The organism is Bacillus sp. FSL R5-0447 (assembly GCF_038606125.1).
Classification (GTDB): Bacteria; Bacillota; Bacilli; order Bacillales; family Bacillaceae; genus Bacillus; species Bacillus velezensis.
On sequence record NZ_CP152012.1, the window covers coordinates 1,370,962 to 1,393,160 of the forward strand.

The 22,199-nt window shown below is 48.3% G+C and carries 20 protein-coding genes; 13 read left to right on the plus strand and 7 right to left on the minus strand.

Translation table 11 applies throughout. The features are described 5' to 3' along the window. Positions 1-34 precede the first annotated feature (34 nt). The 6 genes from NYE68_RS07225 to NYE68_RS07250 all read right to left on the minus strand — a co-directional run bounded on the left by NYE68_RS07225 (position 35) and on the right by NYE68_RS07250 (position 4,509). Positions 35-160, minus strand: coding sequence for a hypothetical protein (locus NYE68_RS07225; RefSeq protein ID WP_023356844.1), 126 nt, complete (start codon positions 158-160; stop codon positions 35-37). A gap of 96 nt (positions 161-256) precedes the next feature. Then, positions 257-427: a type II toxin-antitoxin system SpoIISB family antitoxin gene (locus NYE68_RS07230; protein WP_003154807.1), complete on the minus strand. Its 171-nt coding sequence runs from the start codon at positions 425-427 to the stop codon at positions 257-259. Next, the gene (locus tag NYE68_RS07235; protein ID WP_007407256.1) at positions 428-1,174 is read right to left on the minus strand and encodes a type II toxin-antitoxin system SpoIISA family toxin; all 747 of its coding nucleotides are present in this window, start codon (positions 1,172-1,174) and stop codon (positions 428-430) included. 104 nt (positions 1,175-1,278) lie between these two features. Continuing rightward, on the minus strand, positions 1,279-2,277 hold the full coding sequence (locus tag NYE68_RS07240) for an inorganic phosphate transporter (RefSeq protein ID WP_003154805.1): 999 nt from the start codon (positions 2,275-2,277) through the stop codon (positions 1,279-1,281). Between the two features lie 12 nt (positions 2,278-2,289). After that, the gene (locus tag NYE68_RS07245) at positions 2,290-2,907 is read right to left on the minus strand and encodes a DUF47 domain-containing protein (RefSeq protein WP_003154804.1); all 618 of its coding nucleotides are present in this window, start codon (positions 2,905-2,907) and stop codon (positions 2,290-2,292) included. 285 nt (positions 2,908-3,192) lie between these two features. Continuing rightward, positions 3,193-4,509, minus strand: coding sequence for an amino acid permease (locus NYE68_RS07250; RefSeq protein WP_007610842.1), 1,317 nt, complete (start codon positions 4,507-4,509; stop codon positions 3,193-3,195). A gap of 322 nt (positions 4,510-4,831) precedes the next feature. Here NYE68_RS07250 and NYE68_RS07255 point away from each other — a divergent pair, with 322 nt between their 5' ends. The 3 genes from NYE68_RS07255 (at position 4,832) to NYE68_RS07265 (ending at position 9,096) form a co-directional block, all read left to right on the plus strand. Next, positions 4,832-5,782, plus strand: coding sequence for a ring-cleaving dioxygenase (locus NYE68_RS07255; protein ID WP_031378808.1), 951 nt, complete (start codon positions 4,832-4,834; stop codon positions 5,780-5,782). A gap of 183 nt (positions 5,783-5,965) precedes the next feature. After that, positions 5,966-8,113 carry a glycosyltransferase family 39 protein gene (locus NYE68_RS07260; protein WP_031378807.1) on the plus strand — a complete coding sequence of 716 codons (2,148 nt, stop codon included), beginning with the start codon at positions 5,966-5,968 and terminating at the stop codon, positions 8,111-8,113. A gap of 11 nt (positions 8,114-8,124) precedes the next feature. Then, the gene (locus NYE68_RS07265) at positions 8,125-9,096 is read left to right on the plus strand and encodes a glycosyltransferase family 2 protein (protein WP_007610846.1); all 972 of its coding nucleotides are present in this window, start codon (positions 8,125-8,127) and stop codon (positions 9,094-9,096) included. 362 nt (positions 9,097-9,458) lie between these two features. Here the strand turns inward: NYE68_RS07265 and NYE68_RS07270 are convergent, their stop codons facing one another. Beyond that, positions 9,459-10,808 carry a trypsin-like peptidase domain-containing protein gene (locus NYE68_RS07270; RefSeq protein WP_152600986.1) on the minus strand — a complete coding sequence of 450 codons (1,350 nt, stop codon included), beginning with the start codon at positions 10,806-10,808 and terminating at the stop codon, positions 9,459-9,461. A gap of 286 nt (positions 10,809-11,094) precedes the next feature. Between NYE68_RS07270 and NYE68_RS07275 the strand changes: the two genes are divergently transcribed. The 10 genes from NYE68_RS07275 to NYE68_RS07320 all read left to right on the plus strand — a co-directional run bounded on the left by NYE68_RS07275 (position 11,095) and on the right by NYE68_RS07320 (position 22,176). Next, positions 11,095-12,654, plus strand: a complete 1,560-nt coding sequence (locus NYE68_RS07275; RefSeq protein WP_324635925.1) for an MFS transporter — start codon at positions 11,095-11,097, stop codon at positions 12,652-12,654. Between the two features lie 155 nt (positions 12,655-12,809). Continuing rightward, positions 12,810-13,634, plus strand: a complete 825-nt coding sequence (locus NYE68_RS07280) for a M55 family metallopeptidase (protein WP_007407248.1) — start codon at positions 12,810-12,812, stop codon at positions 13,632-13,634. A gap of 14 nt (positions 13,635-13,648) precedes the next feature. Beyond that, a complete protein-coding gene (locus NYE68_RS07285; protein WP_015417304.1) occupies positions 13,649-14,575 on the plus strand; it encodes an ABC transporter permease in 927 nt (308 codons plus the stop codon). Between the two features lie 5 nt (positions 14,576-14,580). Next, positions 14,581-15,528, plus strand: coding sequence for an ABC transporter permease (locus tag NYE68_RS07290; protein WP_031378804.1), 948 nt, complete (start codon positions 14,581-14,583; stop codon positions 15,526-15,528). Between the two features lie 5 nt (positions 15,529-15,533). Beyond that, the gene (locus NYE68_RS07295; protein WP_324635924.1) at positions 15,534-16,562 is read left to right on the plus strand and encodes an ABC transporter ATP-binding protein; all 1,029 of its coding nucleotides are present in this window, start codon (positions 15,534-15,536) and stop codon (positions 16,560-16,562) included. Further along, entirely contained in the window at positions 16,559-18,178 is a 1,620-nt protein-coding gene (locus NYE68_RS07300) for a peptide ABC transporter substrate-binding protein (protein ID WP_031378803.1), read from the plus strand. Before NYE68_RS07295 ends, NYE68_RS07300 begins: the two co-directional genes overlap by 4 nt. A 75-nt stretch (positions 18,179-18,253) precedes the next feature. Next, positions 18,254-19,201: an LD-carboxypeptidase gene (locus tag NYE68_RS07305; protein WP_254003815.1), complete on the plus strand. Its 948-nt coding sequence runs from the start codon at positions 18,254-18,256 to the stop codon at positions 19,199-19,201. A gap of 6 nt (positions 19,202-19,207) precedes the next feature. Then, positions 19,208-20,305: a dipeptide epimerase gene (locus NYE68_RS07310; RefSeq protein WP_254003678.1), complete on the plus strand. Its 1,098-nt coding sequence runs from the start codon at positions 19,208-19,210 to the stop codon at positions 20,303-20,305. Then, positions 20,302-21,201: a C40 family peptidase gene (locus tag NYE68_RS07315; protein ID WP_254003679.1), complete on the plus strand. Its 900-nt coding sequence runs from the start codon at positions 20,302-20,304 to the stop codon at positions 21,199-21,201. The genes NYE68_RS07310 and NYE68_RS07315 overlap by 4 nt, the downstream gene beginning before the upstream one ends. A 3-nt stretch (positions 21,202-21,204) precedes the next feature. Next, the gene (locus NYE68_RS07320) at positions 21,205-22,176 is read left to right on the plus strand and encodes an oligopeptide/dipeptide ABC transporter ATP-binding protein (protein WP_007610864.1); all 972 of its coding nucleotides are present in this window, start codon (positions 21,205-21,207) and stop codon (positions 22,174-22,176) included. Positions 22,177-22,199: the final 23 nt, after the last annotated feature.

Below are 22,199 nucleotides of genomic sequence, written 5' to 3' on the forward strand. Positions count from 1 at the left end.
AAAAAAAGGCTGAGTCCCGTTCACATTGCGGGATTCAGCCTTTTTTCTTTTTTAACCGGTTCAATAGCCTGAGATTCCTCGCCCGCATCCTCAGCGAATAAGCGGAAAGCCCGAAGCGTCCGTAATCCACAAACTTTACGCGCCTGACAATTTTCTTCACATCATCACCTGTCGCATCTCTTTGTTGGTTTTATTATATGAAAGATATGGAAAAAAGGAATAAGGACAAGAGCCGTGTCTCCTGTCCTTAGTGTAATCAAGCTTTTTTTTGTTTATACTTGTCAATCAGCCGCTCGTTTTCTTTGAAAATTCTGGCGGTATGAGGGCTGACCTGGTAACTTGCGATACTTGTCATTGAACGTTTTTTAAACATTTTGAACGGTTTCGCTCTTTGTTCCGGCTGCCCGTTTTGAAATGCCTGCTCCATTTAACCGTCACCTTCCTCTTCTATTGGCAGCATTAAATCATAAATGCTCGTTAGCGATGTGAAAAGCAAATAATCGAATTCCGTCAACAGGTTTTCCGACGTGAGTTTGATCACGTAATGGCGGTTCTGGACTGTAAACGGAATAAGCACAAGCCTGCCTTTTTGATCATAGTAGACGTCTTTACGGTTAAGACGGGACTGAACGTCCGCCGCATCAGGCATATGCTCCGTCAAGCGGTCCTTATCCGATTGTGCGGAATAGTCGCACAAGGAAGCCGTGACATTCATTTTTTCGGCATAAGCGGCCAGCAGTCTGCTGATGCCTTCCGCATAAGCTTCTGTACTTCCATAATATACATGGATCGGTTCATTTTTCAACAGATATTGATAGGTTTTCAGTTTTTCAAGATAGGAGTGAAGCATTTCGTTATTTTCTTCTAAAATTTCCCGCGTATCCGTCTCTAATTCATTGCCGGCGAGCTTTTTGATATACGCGCTCAAAAAGATAAACGCATCAATAAGGGCAAAGCAGACGGCAACAATCAAATATTGTCTCCATGCGGCAAAGAGCGATTCGGGATCATATGTCCAATAGACCATGGAGCCCAGTACAAATAGTAAATACCACGTTTTACGGATGGCAAACATTTTTTCTTTTACCTTTGCCTCATACCGCCAGGATGCGTACACATATAAAATGAGCGCGGCCGCCATCGTCCACACCATAATCTGAAAAAACAAAAGCATGAGCATCCCTCACAATTTGAAAAATGGTCTGCTATGTTCATTCTATGTCATGACATCATTTTCCTGTCACAAAAAAAACCGCTTCTGTAAAGAAGCGGATGTCATCAGAAAAAGAGATCTAGGATGAAAAAGGCGATGGCGCCGAGTGTACCTGCAATCGGCAGGGTGATGACCCATGTAATGAGCATCCGTTTAGCCGTTCCCCAGTTTACGCCTTTTACGCGGTGGGAAGCGCCCACACCGAGAATGGAAGACGAAATGACGTGCGTCGTGCTGACAGGGAGATGAATAAACGTGGCCCCGAAAATAATGGCTGCGCCGGTTAAGTCGGCAGATACGCCGTTTACCGGACGGATTTTCATAATTTTTCCGCCGACGGTTTTAATGATTTTCCAGCCGCCGATGGATGTGCCGAGACCCATTGCCAGGGCACAAGAGAGCTGCACCCAAAAAGGAATGGCATCACTTTTATGTAAATTGGCCGTCATAAGCGCCATCGTAATAATACCCATCGCTTTTTGCGCGTCGTTCGTTCCGTGTGTATAGGACTGAATGGCAGCCGTCAAAATCTGCACTCTGCGGAAGCGTTTATTTGTTTTCGCCAAATTGCTGTCTTTAAAAATCAGCTTCACGATCGAATATACGATAAAGCCGAGAACAAAGGCGATGATCGGTGATAAAATAAGTGCTTCGATAATTTTAATGAACCCTTTATAATTAAGCGTCGCAAAACCTGACGCTGCAATGGCCGCTCCGGCGATCGCTCCGATAATCGCATGTGAAGAGCTGCTCGGAATGCCGAAATACCATGTGATCAAGTTCCAGGCGATTGCGGCGAGTAGAGCCGCAAGAATGACAACTGACCCATTGTCTAATGTATAAGGATTCACAATGTCCTTTGTAATGGTTTTCGCCACACCGGTAAATGTCATTGCTCCGAGAAAGTTCATGATGGCGGCCATGACGATTGCGTGCCGCGGCTTCAGCGCTTTTGTCGAAACTGAGGTGGCGATTGCGTTTGCGGTATCGTGAAATCCGTTAATGAAGTCAAATACCAAAGCGCATATGACAATTAATATCGTTAAAAGTAATAGAGTATCCATTATAACCCCTCGTTACGCGTTTTTCATAATAATGGTTTCAAGGTTATTGGCAACGCTTTGGCAAGAGTCGGCAATTTCCTCAAGCGTTTCGTAAATTTCGCGGTACTGAATCACTTTAATCGGATCGGTTTCTGTGCCGAACAGATTTTTTAATGATTTACGGTGCAGGTTATCACAGCTGTGCTCGTATTCCTTAATTTTAATGGCGTGAGGGTGAATGTCCTTCAATCGGTTTTCTGCAAGCAGTTCAATCGTGATTAAAATTTCCTTCGCGCACTCTCTGATGTATCCGCTGAACTTATCGATATGCTCATCGGAAGAAGTGATCGAGAAAATCTCCATCATTGCTGAAAAATGTTCGATTCCGTCAAGCACGTCATCGAGGCTGTTTGTCAGCTCAAGGATGTCTTCACGTTCAATGGGAGTGATAAAAGCTTTGTTCAGCTCTTTAATCATGACATGAACATGATTATCTCCTTTTGTTTCAAACTCTTTTAACGTATCGGCAAATTCCTTTAAAGTCGTCTGGTTCGTCACTTTAAAGTTGACAAAATATTCTGCGGTTTCGTCTATGTTTTTTGCGATTTCTGTTAAAAGGAGTGAGAACTTATCTTTTTTTCTTTTTATCATTAAAAACCCTCCATTGTTTGAATGAGACAATGCACACATCAAATTATTATATAGCCTTTTGTCGAAAAAAAACAGATAAAGTCGAAAAAAACGCCTCTTGATTTTTTCGTAAAAACGTGTCTCATCCTGTTTTTCTTATGTTACCCACTTCGCCAAAAAAACGTAACATACTTCGAATTCAGACATCTTGCTTAAAAAGTATAACAAAAGATGTGAATTTGCTGTCAACTTTTGCACGTGATTTTGCCAGAAAAAAAACGGCTCCCGTAAAAGGAACCGTTTTTGTCAGTTTTTTCTGCCGTTTTTCAGCCAAAAATAGAGCGGCAGCCCGGCGAGGCCGATCAAGAGGGACAGCGCGCAGCTCAGTGTATCTGTAATGATCGTGCTGATCAGCACAAACAGTGAACCCGCGATGGCCAAAACAGGAATGATCGGATACAAAGGCACGCTGTAGGCGCGCGGTTTTCCGCCGCTTTTTTTTCTGAGGATAAACACGGCGAAAAAGGCCATGACGTAAAAAATATAAATCATGAAAATAGAGATTTCAGACAGCTTATCGGGATTGCTGGCGATCATAAAAATAATGGCCAGCGCGATCTGAAATGACACGGCAATCCACGGGGTGCGGAACGTCGGATGCACCCGCGAAATCTGCCCGGCAAACGGCAGCTGTTTCCGTTCCGCCATCGCAAACGAGACACGCGGAAAAGCGAGAATCTTTCCGTTTAAACAGCCGAAGATGCTGACGATGATTCCGACGCTGATCAATTTTCCTCCGATGTCGCCAAACAGCATTCCGGCAGCGGTGCCGGTCGCATTTTCACCGAGTTTGACGATGTCGGTCGCAGGAAGAATGTGCAGCAACGCAAAGTTAATGAAAAGATAAATGGCGGTGACGACCAGCAGTCCGCCCGTCATCGCTCTCGGGAGCAGCTTTTCCGGATTTTTCATTTCGCCGCCGAGTGCCGCAAGCAGAATCCATCCGTCATAAGCAAACAAGGTGGCCAGTATGGCAGCGCCGAAATTCATGTCCGACATGCTGCTTGTGACGGCTGTGAAAATATGCTGATCGCCTTTCCAAAGGCCGAACACGATCATGCAGATAATCGGAATCAATTTGCCGACAGTCGTAATTCCCTGGACGATGCCGCCATATTTCGTTCCGATAATGTTAATGATGCTTAAAAACAAAACGGCTGAAATCCCGATCAATTTAGACCAGCCGGAATCCCAATTGAACAAGTGCGCCATCAAAGAGCCGAAATACAAGCCGATTGCTCCGATAATGGCGGGGCCGTAAATGATAATTTGAACCCATCCGCACAAAAAGCCCCAAAATTCGCCGTACACTTCTTCGAGATATGTATAAAGTCCGCCCGTTTTCGGAATCTGAGTGCCGATTTCCGCAACGGTCAAGCCGCCGGCAAGCGTCAAAATGCCTCCTAACAGCCACGCGATAAGCGCGGTTTTCGCATCACCGGAGTAGGCAAGCACGGCGCCTGGTTTCATAAATACGCCGGAACCGATGATGGTGCCGATAACAAGTGAGAGGGCGATGGTAAGGCCGATCTCTTTTTTAAGTCCGTTCTCTTCAATCTGCATATCCTATCCCTCCAGATGTAAAATCGTCATGCTGAAAAAACTATTTTCCATATTGTAAACCCTAATTGCTGAAACACGAATAAAATAAATTTTCTGATTTTGTTGTTTTCCCTAAAAGATAAAGGTTTCTGCTTTTGAGAAGGAAAAAATACCGTTTTAAAAGCGAACATTAATGGTTTTTTAATATTGAAGGTTCGTTATTTGGGGAGCGGCAGTCTGCAGACCGTCTGTGAAGCAGATGGGTTGACTTTGCGATCCGGATAACATAAATTGTATATATAAAATATCTCGAAATCGAGATAATTGACTGGAGGATAACATAATGAAAGTTAATGGAATACACCATGTATCAGCATTGACGGCTGATGCGCAGAAAAATTTAGATTTTTATCGGAACATCCTGGGACTGAAGCTTGTGAAAAAGTCCGTAAACCAGGATGAACCGACGATGTATCACTTATTTTACGGTGATGAAGCAGCCAATCCGGGATCGGAATTGACGTTTTTCGAAATTCCGCGGATTGCGCCGTTTCATGCGGGAACAAACAGTATTTCTTCAATCGGCCTGCGTGTCCCGGATGCACAAGCGCTGCAATATTGGAAAAAACGATTCGAAGAGCATCAGGTCGCTCATGGCGGCATCATGACAATAGCGGGCAGAGAGACACTCGCTTTTTGGGATCATGAAGGACAGCGGCTTGTGCTGACAGCTGACGAAAAAGGAAAAGACATCGGTGAAGCGGTGAAGCAAAGCGGCATACCGGAAGAATATTCTTTCCGCGGTCTTGGTCCCGTTGAATTGACCGTCCCGTATGCAGAACCGACGCTGCGTGTGTTAACCGATGTGCTGGGCTTCACTGAAATCGGGAAAGAAACGCATGAAGACCGGGGCACGGTTACGGTGCTCGAATCCGGAAACGGAGGCGCGCGTACAGAAGTCCATCTCATTGAAAGAAACGATCTTCCGCGCGAGCGTCCGGGGAAAGGCAGCGTCCACCATGTGGCCTTCCGCGTTCAGAATGAAGAGGAGCTTGCTTTATGGCACCGCATCATTACGAAAGAAGGTTTCAGCAACTCAGGCATTGTAGAGCGTTATTATTTCAAAGCGCTGTACTTCCGGGAGCCGAACGGAATTCTGTTTGAATTGTCAACGGACGGTCCGGGATTTATGGTTGATGAAAAACCTGAAGAGCTAGGCAAAACGGTTGCGCTCCCGCCTTATCTCGAACACCGCCGTTCTGAAATAGAAGCACGGCTGAAACCGATACAGTAAATCAGAAATCATGACAGATGCCTCCCGGCTTGACGGGGGCATCTTTTTTTTGCTTTTTTACCTGTTTTGTCATTCTTTTTACCTATTTGTAAACGGCAAAATAATTGTCTTTGTTTATTAATAAATTTTTCACATTTGGTTGTTACACTTGTTCAAAGTTAAACAAAAGGAGTGAAAACACAGGTGAAAATGAAAAAACGCGAGATAGACGCAGTCTTCATTCTCATTTTACTCGCTTCCGCATTCTTGAATATGTACAACATCTGGAATGACGATACGGTGAATCCTTATTACACCGCAGCGGTAACGAGTATGCTTCAAAGCTTTCATAATTTCTTTTACGCTTCATTTGACGCAGCCGGGTTTATCACGGTAGATAAACCGCCTGTTACATACCAGATTCAAACGATCAGCGCGCTGATATTCGGTATGCACGGGTGGAGCGTCATCCTGCCTCAGGCATTGGCGGGTGTAGGTTCAGTTCTATTCATGTACTTATTAATAAAGCCGACGTTCGGAAAAACGGCGGCGCGCATCGCCTCATTTGTCATGGCGTGTACACCGATCGCAGTAGCGGTCGCGCGGACGAACAATGTCGATGCTTTACTGGTCTTTTTCCTCTTGTTCGCCACATGGCTTCTCTTTAAAGCGATCAGAAAAGGCAGACTGATCTGGCTTTTGGCGGCATTTTTTGTCGTCGGAGCAGGCTTTAACACAAAAATGCTTCAGGCTTATATGATTTTGCCGGCCTTCTTGCTGTTCTATATGATTGCGGCAAACACCACGATTAAGAAAAAAATCATTTCATTGGTAAGCGCGTTAGCCGTTTTAGCAGCCGTTTCATTGTCATGGCCGCTCATTGTTGACAATATTCCTGCCGGCAAACGGCCATATGTCGGAAGCAGCCAGACAAACTCCGTGTTGGAATTGGCTTTCGGATATAACGGGATTCAGCGGCTGACAGGGCAAAGTTCCGGCGGCGGCCAGGGCGGGCCGGACGGAAACGCATCGAAAGAGATGTCTTCTTCCGATGGTTCTTCACAAATGCAAAAACCGCCTGGCCAGTCTTCAAGCAGCAGTTCAGCAAGCGGAGACAAACCACAAAACGGCAGTATGACGGCACCTCCATCTAACGGGAAAATGCCAAGCGGCGGTCAAGGAGGTCCTCCAAGTGGCGGAGGCGGTCCCGGCGGCGGAGGAAAAAGCGGTACAGGCACCGGCTCGAAAATGCAATCAGGTTCAGGAATGTTCGGAACGGGAACTCCTGGTCCGCTGCGCCTTTTCCAATCGGAATTATCTGATCAGATCAGCTGGCTCCTGCCGTTTGCGATTTTTGGAATGGCCGGTTTATTGATCGCCGGGGCGAGAGAAAGAAGACGATTATCAGCAGAACAGAAGGAAACGATCTTTTGGGCAGCGTGGCTTGTGCCGATTGCCGGATTCTTCAGTGTGGCGGAATTTTTCCACCATTATTATCTCATTATGCTGGCGCCTCCGATCGCGGCACTTGTCGGTGCGGGATGGGTCGCACTCGTTCATCTGTACCGCAAGCAGGCGGGATGGAAAACTTGGCTATTGCCGGCCGCTATTCTTGTGACAACCGGATTTGAGCTGTTTATCCTCAGAAACTACAATGATCAAATCGGCGCAGGCTGGAGCATCGGAGCAGGCGTTCTCGGCGCAATGGCAGCAATCGCCCTGTTCGTATTCAAACAGCGCCAAAAACCGCTAAGTTATTATGTTTCACTTGCAGCCCTTCTCGTCTTGATGGTCATGCCGATTTATTGGGCGAGCACACCGCTTCTGTACGGAGGCAACAGCTCATTGCCTGAAACAGGCCCTCAGCTCGCTTCAACAAGCGGAAAAGGCATGGGAATGGATAACGCATCTGTCAATACAAAACTGATCAACTATTTAGAGAAACACAACGCCGGAGCGGACTATCTATTTGCTGCAACCGATTCCAATACGGCGGCGCCTTACATTATTAAAACGAAAAAAGCGGTCATGGCGATCGGCGGATTCAGCGGGTCTGACCCGGCCATTACGCTGACTCAATTTAAAAAGCTCGTAAAAGAAGGGAAAGTAAAATACTTCTTAACATCCGGAATGGGCAAAGGCGGAAATAACGATATTGTGCAGTGGGTTGAGAAAAACGGAAAGAAAGTATCTTCAGATAAATGGCAATCAAGCACAGATCAGAAAACGAAAAATAGTGATCCGGCTGATACAAAAAGCAGCAAGGCCGCGGGTAAAAACAGCCGAATGAGCGGCGGGCCGGGCGGAATGAATCAGTCAGCTTCACTATACGAACTTCAATCTGATGAATAGGAGGAAAAAACATGAGCAGACATATTCAATATTCAATAGTCGTCCCGGTTTATAACGAGGAACTCGTCATTCAGACAACCTATCAGCGCCTGAAAGAAGTCATGGATCAAACAAAAGAGCATTATGAATTGATCTTTGTCAATGATGGAAGCAAAGATCGCAGCATTGAGATTTTAAGAGAGCAAAGTCTGATTGATCCGAGAGTGAAAATTATTGATTTTTCCAGAAACTTCGGACATCAGATCGCGATCACGGCGGGTATGGATTATGCAGAGGGGAATGCAATCGCCGTCATTGACGCCGATTTGCAGGACCCTCCTGAATTAATCCTTGATATGATTGAGCAGTGGAAAGAAGGCTACGATGTGGTGTACGCCGTCAGAACGAAACGAAAGGGAGAAACCTTTTTCAAGAAACAGACGGCCTCTATGTTTTACCGGCTGCTGCGGAGCGTGACTGATATTGATATTCCGCTCGACACCGGAGATTTCCGCCTGCTGGACAGAAAAGTCTGTGATGAGATGAAAAGATTAAAAGAAAAAAATCCTTTTGTCAGAGGACTCGTCAGCTGGGTCGGCTTTAAGCAGACTGCTGTAGAATATGAACGTGATGAGCGGCTTGCGGGGGAAACGAAATACCCGCTTAAAAAAATGCTGAAGCTTTCCATGGACGGGATCACAACGTTCTCTCATAAACCGCTCAAGGCGGCAAGCTATGCGGGAATGATCATGTCCGGAGCGGGTTTTCTCTATATGTTTATCGTTTTATACATGAAGCTGTTTACGAACAGCACCATTACGGGCTGGTCCTCTCTGATTGTGATACAGCTGTTATTCAGCGGAATCGTTCTATTAATGCTCGGAATGATCGGCGAATATATCGGAAGGATTTATGACGAAGCAAAAGACCGTCCGCTCTATATCGTGCAAAAAGCGTATGGCATGAAAAACGAAAAGATTTATCGGGACCAGCATATGTCTTAACCGAAACACCCTGTCCGGCCAGACAGGGTGCTTTTATGTCAGAAATAAAGGCCGCGGGATGACAGAATGTCCCGCGGCTTTTTTCATTCATCTGCGGCCGGTCTGCGTGTGCAGAGAGCGCATGATCAGTCCGGTTCCCGAAAGGTTCAGTAAAATGCTTGCACCCAGCGTCATTCCCCAAGCAGCGTTTTGCTGAGGAAGCTAATGCTCAGCTGCAGCAAGATCAGTCCGGTAACGACCAGCAAAAGTCCGGTTTGTTTCATGTGTATGTATCCTCCTTTGTACACTAAGTCATACGGCTGATCCAGGCCTAAAGTTTCAGCTGTATATAAAAAATCCAAGGCGGCTGCCTTGGATTTTTGTTAAGAAGATGTTTCTTCTTTTTGAGTCAGTTTCATTTTTTTCGTCATTTCCTTGCCGTCTCTGATAATCTTCACGTCAACGGTGCTGCCGACTTTCGTATTCTTGTAGAGAATATTGCGAAGTTCGCTGCCCGTGCCGGTTTCTTTCCCTTTTAAGCTGATAATGATGTCTTCTGCTTTTAATCCGGCTTTGGCAGCAGGTGAGCCCTGCGCCACTTCGCGAATATAAACGCCTTTATTCAGCTGTTTGCCGAAAAGCCCGAGTGTGCCTTCCTGATAGTTTTGCGGCACTTGTTCCAAGTCGATCATGCTCACGCCGATATAAGGGCGCTCCACCTGTCCTTTCGTGAGAAGCTCTTCGGCGATCGGTTTTACATCGTTGCTCGGGATGGCAAAGCCGATGCCTTCTACATCACTTTCGCTTATTTTCATGCTGTTGATGCCGATGATTTTGCCGTCTGTATTCAAGAGCGGTCCGCCGCTGTTTCCGGGATTGATGGCGGCATCGGTTTGGATGACGTTGATGCTTGACTCACCGGCTGACGTAGAGATCGAGACGGTTCTGTTTAAGCCGCTCACGATGCCTTGTGTGACGGTGCGGGAAAGGTCTTTTCCGAGCGGATCACCGATGGCGATGACGGATTCACCCGTTCTGAGAGCGGATGAGCTGCCGAAGCTTGCCGTTTTTGTCACGTGTTTATCACTGATTTCTAAAACGGCCAAGTCTGTCAGAGAGTCGCTGCCGACGAGTTTAGCTGTTACATCGGTGCCGTCATATAATGACACTTTAAGGGAAGAGGCGCCTTCGACCACGTGGTTATTCGTAATGATATACGCTTTGCCGTTTGCTTTCTTAAAAATAACGCCTGAACCCGATCCGGTTTCCGCATCATCACCCGACGAATTAGAGTTTGAATCTGAGCTTGATCCGAATCCGAATAAATCGGAACTGCTTTGCTGCTTCTGCAGATTGGTGATCCCGACGATCGCCGGTGAAATGTCTTCCACCATATTCGAAATGCTGCTTGAATTTGCCGATGAGCTGTTAGCCGATTTGCCGCTGTCTGATTCAGAAGATGTCTGCTTGGCGGTTACCGATGACGTTTCCTGAGCGGGAGCCGGATTGGAAGTATCTTGAGTCTGATGGTCTCCAAGCGGCGTAAATGTATAGATGCCGAGGGCGAGCCCTCCGCCGATCACTCCGCCGAGAAGCGGTCTGAACCAGCCGAAGCTTCGTTTTTTCTTGTCCTCGTCCGGCGCGGAATATCCGGCCGGCTGCGGGTTTTCTTTTACTAAAAGGACTTCCTGTTCTTTTTGGTCTGTCCGATTTTCATCACGATAGTTATCCATCATGTTCACTCCGTTTCTCTATTTCATCATAGCATGATTTGCCTATTATTACTGACTCCATCTTAAACAAAAAGTGTGGGATAATAATGAAAAGATTGTGGGAAATTGTGAAAAAGGCGTAATCGGACGGCGGCGCTTTATATTGACAATTTCCATCGGATTTGAAATAATAAATGAGATATTATGTTCAATCCTTCACATGAAAAGATATGAAAATTCTGTCAAGCTAATGGGGGAGATCTGTTAGCTTTTTCACTTTGTCAAATAGTCAGAAAGGAGCTGTCACATGAAAGAAAAACATCACTGGATTATTTCTCTGCTCGCTGTATTGGCGGTCGGGCCGGGGCTGATGTCGAATACCGCTCTTTCGGCTGTCCAAAGCCTTGTCCGGCAGACGGTCGGCGGGGAAAACTTTGACTCTTTTCATCCGATTATTATCGGTAATATGGCATTTGCCTTATTCGTGCCGGCGGGGCCGTATTTAAGAAAAAGATTCGGCTCCCGGCCTGTCTATATGATTTCGATGGCCGCGGGTGTCATCGGAGCGCTCCTTGCTGCTGTGACAAATGATATTTATCCGCTCGCCGCGGGCCGTTTTTTACAGGGAGCTGCGGCGGGTACTATGCTGATGATTATGATTCCGATGCTGGTGCTTTCGTTTCCGATTGAGCGCCGGAATTACGCATTATTTGTGTTAATCGGCGGATTTTACGGGTCCGTTATTATGGGGACCGTTTTAGGCACGGCGGCGGCAAGCGCCGGCCATTGGCATTGGCTGTTCGGCATTTTTGGCCTGCTGTCTTTTTTCGGCCTCATTTTCAGTTATATGTGGCTGCAGGATGACGCTCATAAAAATGCTGAAAAATCTCCATTTGACGGCATCGGTTTTCTGTTAGCGGGTGTATCAGCCGTGCTGACCGCCTATACATTTATTCATCTGCCGAAATGGGGCTTTTCATCATGGCAGACATTGGCGGGATTTGGAGGAAGCATCGCCATTCTTCTCATCTTGCTGATCATGCAGTACAGAAACGAACATGCGCTGATTTCGATTAAACTTATGCTGATTCCAAAGCCGATTCTGGGTGTTTTCATGATCGCTGCGGGCAGTATTTCCATAGCGGTCAGTCTTTCTGCATTTCACGGGGAGCTTCAGACCGCATATCATATGTCACAAACTCAACTGATATTCCTTTATGCGAGCCTTTTGGGAGGCGTGGCCATCGCCGCTGTCATCAGTGCATTAGCATATGATAAAGTCGGTCCGGGCATGCTCGGCATAACAGGCTCTGTTATACTGGTGTTCGTGAATTTCCAATGGATGACGGCGGATCATCATATACCGCTTATTCTATTTGCGGGGCTTTTCGTGATGCTGGCGGCCGGGACAGGGCTTATTGTGGCAGCCGGACTGATGGGAGCCGCGTTGGGCGGACCGCTTCCGGAACTGGTGAAACGCATGACGGCAGTTCAGTTTTTGAGGCTTTTCATTTATATGGGCGCACCTGTTTTAATAGGGTATTTTACGAAAAGAGATGCTTCCGGCACGCTTCGGGGCGCGCGCGGCACACAATCACCGCATGACCTGCTGATGGGGACATACAGCGATTTGTTTCTTATTGCTTTCATCTTAAGCTTGCTTTTAGTGTGTTTATCATTTGTCATGAATGCGACCGGCATGGGACATAAGCTGGCGCATAAACCGCATGCCGTCCGTAAGCAGGCTGCTGAACAGCCTTCGCCGCAGGCTCCTGAACCGATCAGGCATCAGGTCATTCCCGATCATGAATACCGAAGTGCGGTCAGACAGTTTCAGCGTCATCATGTAAGCAAAAACAGTATGTAACTATTTCTATCAGCAAACCCTTTTCCCGGTGAAAAGGGTTTGTTTTTTCCCATAATGGCAGAATGGTATATTGCATGTTTCATCCTTTTTTAATATAATTTGTTAGAATATTCATAATTTAATATCGAAATTTTAAGTAAAAAAGGAGGCATTACATGAAACTGTATCTATCTGTGGATATGGAAGGGATTTCCGGACTGCCTGATGAAACATTTGTCAATTCCCGCATGCACAATTATGAGCGCGGCAGGGTTCTGATGACCGAAGAAGCAAACTGGTGCATCGCAGAAGCGTTTAATAACGGATGCACGGAAGTGACCGTGAATGACAGCCACTCAAAGATGAATAATCTGCTCGCTGAAAAACTTCACCCTGAGGCAGAGCTGATTACGGGGGATGTCAAGCCGTTTTCCATGATGCAGGGGCTTGATGAATCGTATTCGGGTGTGATGTTTATCGGCTATCATGCGAGAGCGTCGATGCCGGGCGTTATGTCGCACAGCATGATATTCGGCGTCCGCCACTTTTACATAAATGATAAGCCGGTCGGTGAACTGGGGTTAAATGCCTATCTCGCCGGATTTTACGATGTCCCGGTCATCATGGCTGCCGGAGATGATTGCGCCGCAAAAGAAGCGGAGGAGCTGATCCCGAATGTGACGACTGCCGCCGTCAAACAAACCATTTCAAGAACTGCGGTCAAATGCCTGTCCCCTCAAAAAGCCGGACGGCTCCTGACGGAAAAAACAGCCTATGCGCTCAAAAATAAAGATAAGGTCAAACCGCTGACTCCGCCTGAAAGACCTGTATTAGGCATTGAATTTGCCAACTACGGACAGGCTGAATGGGCCCATTTAATGCCGGGCACAGAAATCATCCCGGGAACGACAATCGTTCAATTTCAGGCAAAAGACATGCCGGAAGCCTATCAGGCCATGCTCGTCATGACAGAACTCGCCATGAGAACAACATTCTGTTAAAGGGGTGAACGGCATTGCTGCGGTATTTTATCAAACGTTTTATCGCCATGATTATGACCGTCCTCGTCATCACCACTCTGACATTTGTCATGATGAAAGTGATACCCGGCTCGCCTTTTAACGAAGAGCGGGGCACAAACGAAGCGGTCCAGCGAAATCTCGAATCCTACTACCATCTGAACGAACCTCTTATCACACAATACGCCATCTATCTAAAATCCATTCTTACCTTTGATTTCGGTCCTTCAATTAAAAAACCGTCAGACAGTGTAAACGCTATGCTTGAACGCGGGTTTCCGGTCTCATTTGAGCTTGGGATAACGGCGATCATCATCGCTGTGATTTCCGGACTCGCGCTCGGCATAATGGCCGCTCTCAGGCGCGGCGGCTTTCTCGATTATGCGGCCATGAGCCTTGCGGTGCTCGGGATTTCCATTCCGAATTTTATTATGGCTACGCTGCTGATTCAGCAATTTTCGGTTCATCTGAAATGGTTTCCGGCAGCTACCTGGACGAGTCCCGTTCACATGGTCCTGCCGACTGTTGCGCTTGCCGTCGGTCCCATGGCCATTATCGCGAGGCTGACAAGATCAAGCATGGCCGAAGTGCTGACTCAGGATTACATCCGCACGGCAAAAGCAAAGGGGCTTTCTCCCGTCAAAATTGTGATCAAACACGCATTGAAAAACGCACTTATGCCTGTTGTGACAGTACTTGGGACGCTTGCCGCAAGTATTTTAACGGGCAGTTTCGTCATCGAGAAAATTTTTGCCATACCGGGAATGGGCAAATATTTCGTAGAAAGCATCAATCAGCGAGATTACCCGGTCATCATGGGAACGACCGTATTTTACAGTGTGATTCTGATCGTCCTGCTGTTTCTGGTTGATTTGGCATACGGCCTGTTAGACCCTCGCATAAAACTTCATAAGAAAGGGTGATCCTGATGAATCTCCCGCAAGAAACGGTAAAACACACAGAAGTGCCTGATGACTGGTTTCAGCCGGGCGCGGAAAGAAAGGGTGAAACCGAGTCGGTCAAGCGTCCGAGCCTGTCTTACAGTCAGGATGCGTGGCGGCGGCTTAAAAAGAACAAATTGGCGATGGCCGGCCTTGTGATATTATGCTGCCTGTTTCTATCGGCTGTGTTCGGTCCGCTGATATCACCGCACAGCGTGACAAGGCAGACGCTCGCCGAGCAGAATCTTCCGCCGTCTTTTTCACACTGGTTCGGAACCGATGAACTTGGCCGGGACGTGTTTACAAGAACGTGGTACGGAGCGAGGATCTCTTTATTTGTCGGTGTGGTGGCGGCGCTGATCGACTTTTTGATCGGCGTCATCTACGGAGGCGTCGCCGGCTACAAAGGGGGCCGGACAGACAGCGCCATGATGAGAATCATCGAGGTTCTCTACGGATTGCCGTATCTGCTTGTTGTCATTTTGTTAATGGTGCTGATGGGGCCGGGGCTCAGTTCCATTATCGTCGCTCTGACCGTGACGGGATGGGTCGGCATGGCGCGGATTGTCAGAGGGCAGGTGCTGAGGATGAAGCATGATGAACACGTATTGGCTTCGAAAACGTTTGGAGCGAAAACATTTCGGATCATTAAGAAAAATCTGCTGCCGAATACGATGGGAGCCATTATTGTCCAAATGACGCTTACGGTGCCGGCGGCGATTTTTGCGGAATCATTTTTAAGTTTTCTCGGACTCGGCATTCAGGCGCCGTTTGCAAGCTGGGGAGTCATGGCAAACGACGGGCTGCCGGCGATTTTATCAGGCCATTGGTGGCGGCTGTTTTTCCCCGCTTTTTTCATTTCCTTGACGATGTACGCGTTTAACGTACTTGGAGACGGCTTGCAGGACGCGTTAGACCCGAAACTGAGGAGGTAGGAAAAATGGCGCAGCAAGTTCTTTCCGTTCAAAATCTGCATGTTACTTTTTCAACATACGGAGGCACTGTAAAAGCCGTCAGAGGCGTCAGCTTCGATTTATATAAAGGTGAAACGTTTGCGATCGTCGGTGAATCGGGCTGCGGAAAAAGCGTGACATCACAAGCCGTGATGGGTCTTCTTCCGAAACATTCGGCAAAGATTGAATCCGGAAGCATACAATTTAAACAGAAAAACCTTTGCCAAATGTCGGATCGGGAAATGCGGGGAATCCGGGGGCGCGATATTTCTATGATTTTTCAAGACCCGATGACGGCGCTCAATCCGACTTTGACCATAGGGAATCAGCTCTCAGAAGCGCTGTTGGAACACCGCGCCATGACAAGAAAACAAGCTGAATCCGAAGTTCTCGCCATGCTGGATCTGGTCGGTATCCCGGACTCGAAATCCCGCCTGAAGCAGTACCCCCACCAATTAAGCGGGGGCATGCGGCAGCGGATCGTGATCGCGATGGCTTTGATCTGCGAGCCGGAAATTATGATCGCCGATGAACCGACAACGGCTCTTGATGTGACGATTCAAGCACAAATCCTTGAATTATTTAAGAAGATTCAAAGAAAAACAGGCGTGTCTATTATTCTGATCACGCACGATCTCGGCGTCGTCGCTCAGACCGCCGACAGAGTCGCCGTCATGTATGCGGGGAAAATCGCCGAAATCGGCACGAGGCATGATATTTTTTACCGTCCGGCTCATCCATACACAAAGGGGCTGCTTCGTTCAGTGCCGCGGCTGGATATGGAGGATAGTGAGCTGTCGCCGATTGACGGGACGCCGCCTGATTTATTCGATCCGCCGCCGGGCTGCCCGTTTGCCGCCCGCTGCCCGGACAGGATGATCGTCTGTGAAAAGGTATACCCGGCAACAACCGTGAAATCCAAAAGCCATATCGTCAATTGCTGGCTTCAGGATCACCGTGCAGAGCGGCTGAAGCAGCAGCTGACGGCAGCAGAGGAAAAAGGGGGATTGAAATGAAAAAGAGATGGGCGATCGGTGTGATTGCTGTTGTTTCGTTTGCTCTGATGGGCTGTACAGCCAATGAACAGGCGGGGACAGAACCCGGCAAAGCAAAAGAACAGGGGGGTGAAACGGTGCTGCGGCTCAATAACGAAAATGAGCCGACCTCACTTGATCCGCCGATCGGATTTAATAATGTTTCCTGGCAGCCGCTGAATAACATCATGGAAGGATTGACGAGGCTCGGAAAAGATAATAAGCCCGAACCGGCCATGGCGGAAAGCTGGAAGGTGTCCGCTGATAAGCTGACATATACCTTCAATATCCGGGATAACGCCGAATGGACAAATGGCGATCCCGTTACGGCGGAAGACTTCGTGTACGCCTGGAAACGGATGCTCGATCCGAAAACGGGCGCATCTTCCGCTTTTCTCGGCTACATGATCAAAGGCGGGGAAGAATTTAACAGCGGAAAAGGCAAACAAGAAGACGTGAAAGTCACGGCAAAAGATAAAAAAACGCTTGTCGTCACATTGGCGGCACCGCAGGATTATTTTCTGAGCGTCGTGTCCAATCCGGCGTATTTCCCGATTAATGAGAAGGTCGCCAAGGCTGATCCGAAATGGTTCACTGAAGCAAAAACCTTTGTCGGCAACGGGCCGTTCAAACTGACGGAATGGAAGCATGACGATAGCATGACGATGGTCAAAAACGAGACGTATTGGGATAAAAAGACGGTGAAACTGGATAAAGTCACATGGGCGATGGTCAGTGACCGGAATACCGACTATCAGATGTTCCAGTCGGGGGATTTGGATACCGCCTTTGTGCCGGCAGAGCTGAGCGAGCAGCTGATGGGAGGAAAAAATGTCCGCACGTGGGATCAGGCCGGACTCTATTTCTATCGTTTTAACGTGAAAATGGAGCCGTTTCAAAATGAAAAGATCAGAAAAGCGTTCGCGGCAGCGATTGATCAGAAAGAAATCACGGATTATGTGACCAAAAACAGTGAAAAGCCGGCACATGCCTTTGTATCCCCGGGATTTACTCAGCCTGACGGGAAAGATTTCCGCGAAGCGGGCGGCAGTTTATTAAATCCGGATGATTCAGAAGCCAAAAAACTGCTGGAAAAAGGCATGGCAGAAGAGCATTATGACAAGCTGCCCGCCGTTACATTGACATACAGCACAAAACCGGAGCATAAGAAAATAGCGGAAGCGATTCAGCAGAAGCTCAAAAGTGTGCTCGGTATAGACGTTAAGCTCGCCAATATGGAATGGAACGTCTTTTTAGAAGAGCAGAAAGGACTGAAGTTCCAGTTCTCTCAAAGCTCATTTTTACCGGATTACGCAGATCCGATCAGTTTTCTAGAGGCTTTCCAGACGGATAATTCCATGAACCGCACCGGCTGGGGCAGCGCGGCATACGACGGCTACATCAAGCAGGCAAAACAGGAAGCCGATGCCAAAAAACGTTTTGCGCTCATGCATAAAGCGGAAAAACTGCTCATGAACGAGGCTCCGATCATTCCGATTTACTTTTACAATCAGGTGCATCTGCAGAACAGCGGCGTGAAGGGCATTGTCCGGCACCCCGTCGGTTACATTGATCTGAAGTGGGCGGAAAAGTCCTGATCTTACAGCGGAAACATACGCCGTTCTTTTGCCGTTAAAGGAGCGGCGTGTTTCACTTTTCAATCCGGAAAGGAGATTGAAAAAGTCATGAACCATAAACCGAAAGCACTGCAAAAAGGCGACACGGTCGGTGTGATTGCGCCCGCAAGCCCGCCTGAGAGCGGGACGCTGCAAACCGCGCTGCTGTTTTTAGAGAATGAGCTTGGCCTTCAAGTGAAACTCGGCCGGGCGCTGAAGACCCGTCACGGCTATTTGGCGGGAGAAGACCGGGCGCGTCTCGATGATCTCCATGACATGTTTAGTGATCAGAATGTCAAAGCGGTGATATGCGCGTGCGGAGGATTCGGCACTGGCCGTATTGCCGCCGACATCGATTTCGGATTAATCCGCCGCAATCCGAAAATTTTCTGGGGATACAGTGATATCACGTTTTTACATACCGCCATTCATCAAAATACGGGGCTCGTCACATTTCACGGTCCGATGCTGAGCACAGATGTCGGGCTTGAAAATGCTGATCCCCTGACAAAAGCGTCGTATCATCAGCTTTTTACAGAAACGGAATTTACCTATACGGAGGACATTTCTCCCTTAGAGGTGCTGACAGGCGGAAGGGCCGAGGGAGAGCTTGCAGGCGGCAACTTGTCGCTCATTACGTCCACACTCGGCACGCCGTTTGAAATTGATACAAAAGACAAATTGCTGTTTATCGAGGATATTGATGAGGAGCCGTATCAAATCGACAAAATGCTGAATCAATTAAAGATGGCAGGAAAACTGTCAGACGCAGCCGGAATCCTGGTCTGTGATTTTCACCAATGCGAACCGAAGCATAAAGAAAAGTCGCTTACTTTAGAGCAAGTGCTGAATGATTACATTGTCAAATCAGGGAAGCCCGCGCTCAAAGGCTTTAAAATCGGCCATTGTTCACCGAGCTTCGCCGTTCCGATCGGAGCCCGCGCGGTTATGGATACGGCGGCTAAAGCGGTAACGATTGAATCGGGGGTTTCCGGAAGGGAGTGATCAGGAGTGAGGATAACAGATATTCAAACGGGACGGATGTCCGTGCCGCTGATAAAGCCGTTTAAGACCGCTTTGCGCACGGTTTACAATGCTGAATCGGTCATTGTGAAGCTCACTTTTGACAACGGTCTGACCGGCTGGGGGGAGGCGCCGCCGACGGTTGTCATTACAGGCGACAGCGCGGCCGGTATTGAAAGCGCCGTCCACGATGTGCTGAAGCCCGTTCTCTTGGGGCGGAGCCTTTTCGGCACGGAAGCTGTTCTGTATGATATCAGCCGGCTGTTGGAAAGAAACCAAAGCGCAAAAGCCGCGGTGGATATGGCTGTATATGACGGATGGGCGCAAATGCACGGACAGCCGCTTTACCGGCTTCTCGGCGGCTATCGGAATACACTGGAAACAGATTTTACCGTCAGCGTTAATTCTCCTGAGGAGATGGCGGGGGATGCAGACCGTTATGTGAACAAAGGATTTCATATTTTAAAAATAAAAGTCGGCATAGGTGACATATCGGACGATGTTGCCCGGATTCAGGCGATCAGATCACGTGTCGGCGGAAACGTCAAACTGAGATTGGACGCCAACCAAGGATGGACGCCGAAAGAAGCCGTGACTGCGATCCGAAAGATGGAAGACGCCGGCCTGGGCATTGAGCTGGTCGAGCAGCCTGTTCATAAAGACGATATCGCCGGGCTGAAGCAGGTCACAGATGCCGTAGACACGCCGATTATGGCGGATGAGAGCGTCTTTACCCCCCGTCAGGCCTTTCACGTGCTGCAGACGAGAAGCGCCGATTTAATCAATATTAAGCTGATGAAAGCGGGCGGCATAAAGCAGGCGGAAACAATCAATGCGATGGCCGAAACGTGCGGCGTGGAATGCATGGTCGGCAGCATGATTGAGACCAAGCTCGGCATCACCGCCGCGGCTCATTTTGCCGCGGGCAAACGGAATGTGACAAGGTTTGATTTTGATGCGCCGCTTATGCTGAAAGATGATTTGATTCAAGGCGGCATCACATACAGCGGCAGTCAGATTACGATTCCCGATGAACCGGGTCTCGGCATTACCGGTGTGTCGATACAAGAGGAGGCGAAAAGATGAGAGCAGCCGTTACAGCGGCGGCAGCCAACGTATGGACGCTGCCGTCATCTCCCCGTTCGGATGATGCGCCGATGCTCGAAAACCCGCCGCAGATCAGAAAATGGTTAGTGTCTATGGGATATGAAGAGCGGCTGCAATTATGCACAGACAACCTTGTCCAAACGCAAGTGCTTTTCGGAGAAGAAGTGATCATTCTCAAAGAGGAAGGGGAATGGGCTTTTGTCGCCGTTCCCGGCCAGCCTTCAAACAAGGACGCGCGCGGATATCCGGGCTGGATGAAAAAAAGCCAGCTTTCAAAAGACGGCTTTCATACATCTTCCCCAGCCGTATGGATTACCAAACCGACAGCTATTTTATATCACACAAACGGCGAACCGGACTTGGAAGTAAGTTTCTTAACGCGTCTTCCGGCTCCAGGACGTGAAAAAGGTTTTTTCCGGGTGGTGACGCCCCTCGGAGAACGGTTCGTAAATGAAGCTGACGCAGACGAGTGCCGTCATACGGAAGGACGGGCGGCCGATGTCATCGAAACGGGCATGATGTTTCTCGGGCTTCCGTATTTATGGGGAGGACTGAGCGGTTTCGGGTTTGACTGTTCCGGGTTTATGTATTCGATATTTAAAGCAAACGGCTATACCCTTCCCCGTGATGCAAAGGACCAAGCAAAAGCCGGGTGCGGCGCGGCGGTAAACGATATCCGGCCGGCCGACCTTTTGTTTTTCGCCTATGAAGAAGGAAAAGGCGCGATCCACCATGTCGGTTTGGCGCTGGGAGACGGCCGAATGCTGCACTCCCCGAAAACGGGAAAAACAATCGAAGTGCTGTCTTTAGAAGGAACCGTCTATGAAAAAGAATTATGTACCGTACGCCGCTGTATAAGCGAAAAGGGGGAATAGAAAATGACGGCATCTCCGCTCCTTGAAGTCAGCGGGCTGAAAATGCATTTTGACGCAGGAAGAAAGAAAGCCGTAAAAGCAGTCGACGGTGTCAGCTTTCACATTAAAAGAGGGGAAACATTCGGACTTGTCGGAGAATCGGGATGCGGTAAATCGACGCTCGGAAGAGTTATTCTCCGTCTGTATGACCCGACGGCCGGTTCGGTATCATATGAAGGGACGGATATACACCGTGCCGCGGCAGAACAGCGGTCGGTCTTCTTCCGCAAGCTGCAGATGATTTTCCAAGACCCCTACGCCTCGTTAAATCCGCGCCTGACCGTAAGGGAAATTATTATGGAGCCGATGGAAATCCACAATCTTTACAATACAAGAAAAGCCCGTCTGATGATGGCGGATGAACTGCTTGAAGCTGTCGGGCTCCATCCGGATTTCGGCAGCCGGTATCCCCACGAATTCAGCGGCGGACAGAGGCAGAGAATCGGGATTGCCAGAGCGCTCTCTCTGCATCCCGAATTTATCGTGGCGGATGAGCCGATTTCCGCGCTGGATGTGTCGGTACAGGCTCAGGTCGTCAACCTTTTAAAAAGGCTTCAGAAAGAGAAAGGACTGACATTTTTATTTATCGCCCACGATTTATCAATGGTCAAGCATATCAGCGACCGGATCGGCGTGATGTATTTGGGCCGCATGATGGAAATTACAGAAAGCGCTGCGCTTTACCGGGAACCGCTTCACCCTTATACGAAGGCGCTTTTATCCTCAATCCCGATTCCTGATCCGCTTCTTGAGGACAAGCGTGAACGGATTATTCTGAAAGGGGAGCTGCCGAGCCCCCTTAACCCGCCGAGCGGCTGTGTATTCAGGACGCGGTGTCCTGAAGCGATGGAGCTCTGCGGTAAGATAACGCCTGAGCTTGAAGAAGTGAAGGCGGGGCGTTTTGTTGCCTGCCATTTATACAAAAAAGAAAGCTGACAATATAAAGTCAGCTTTCTTTT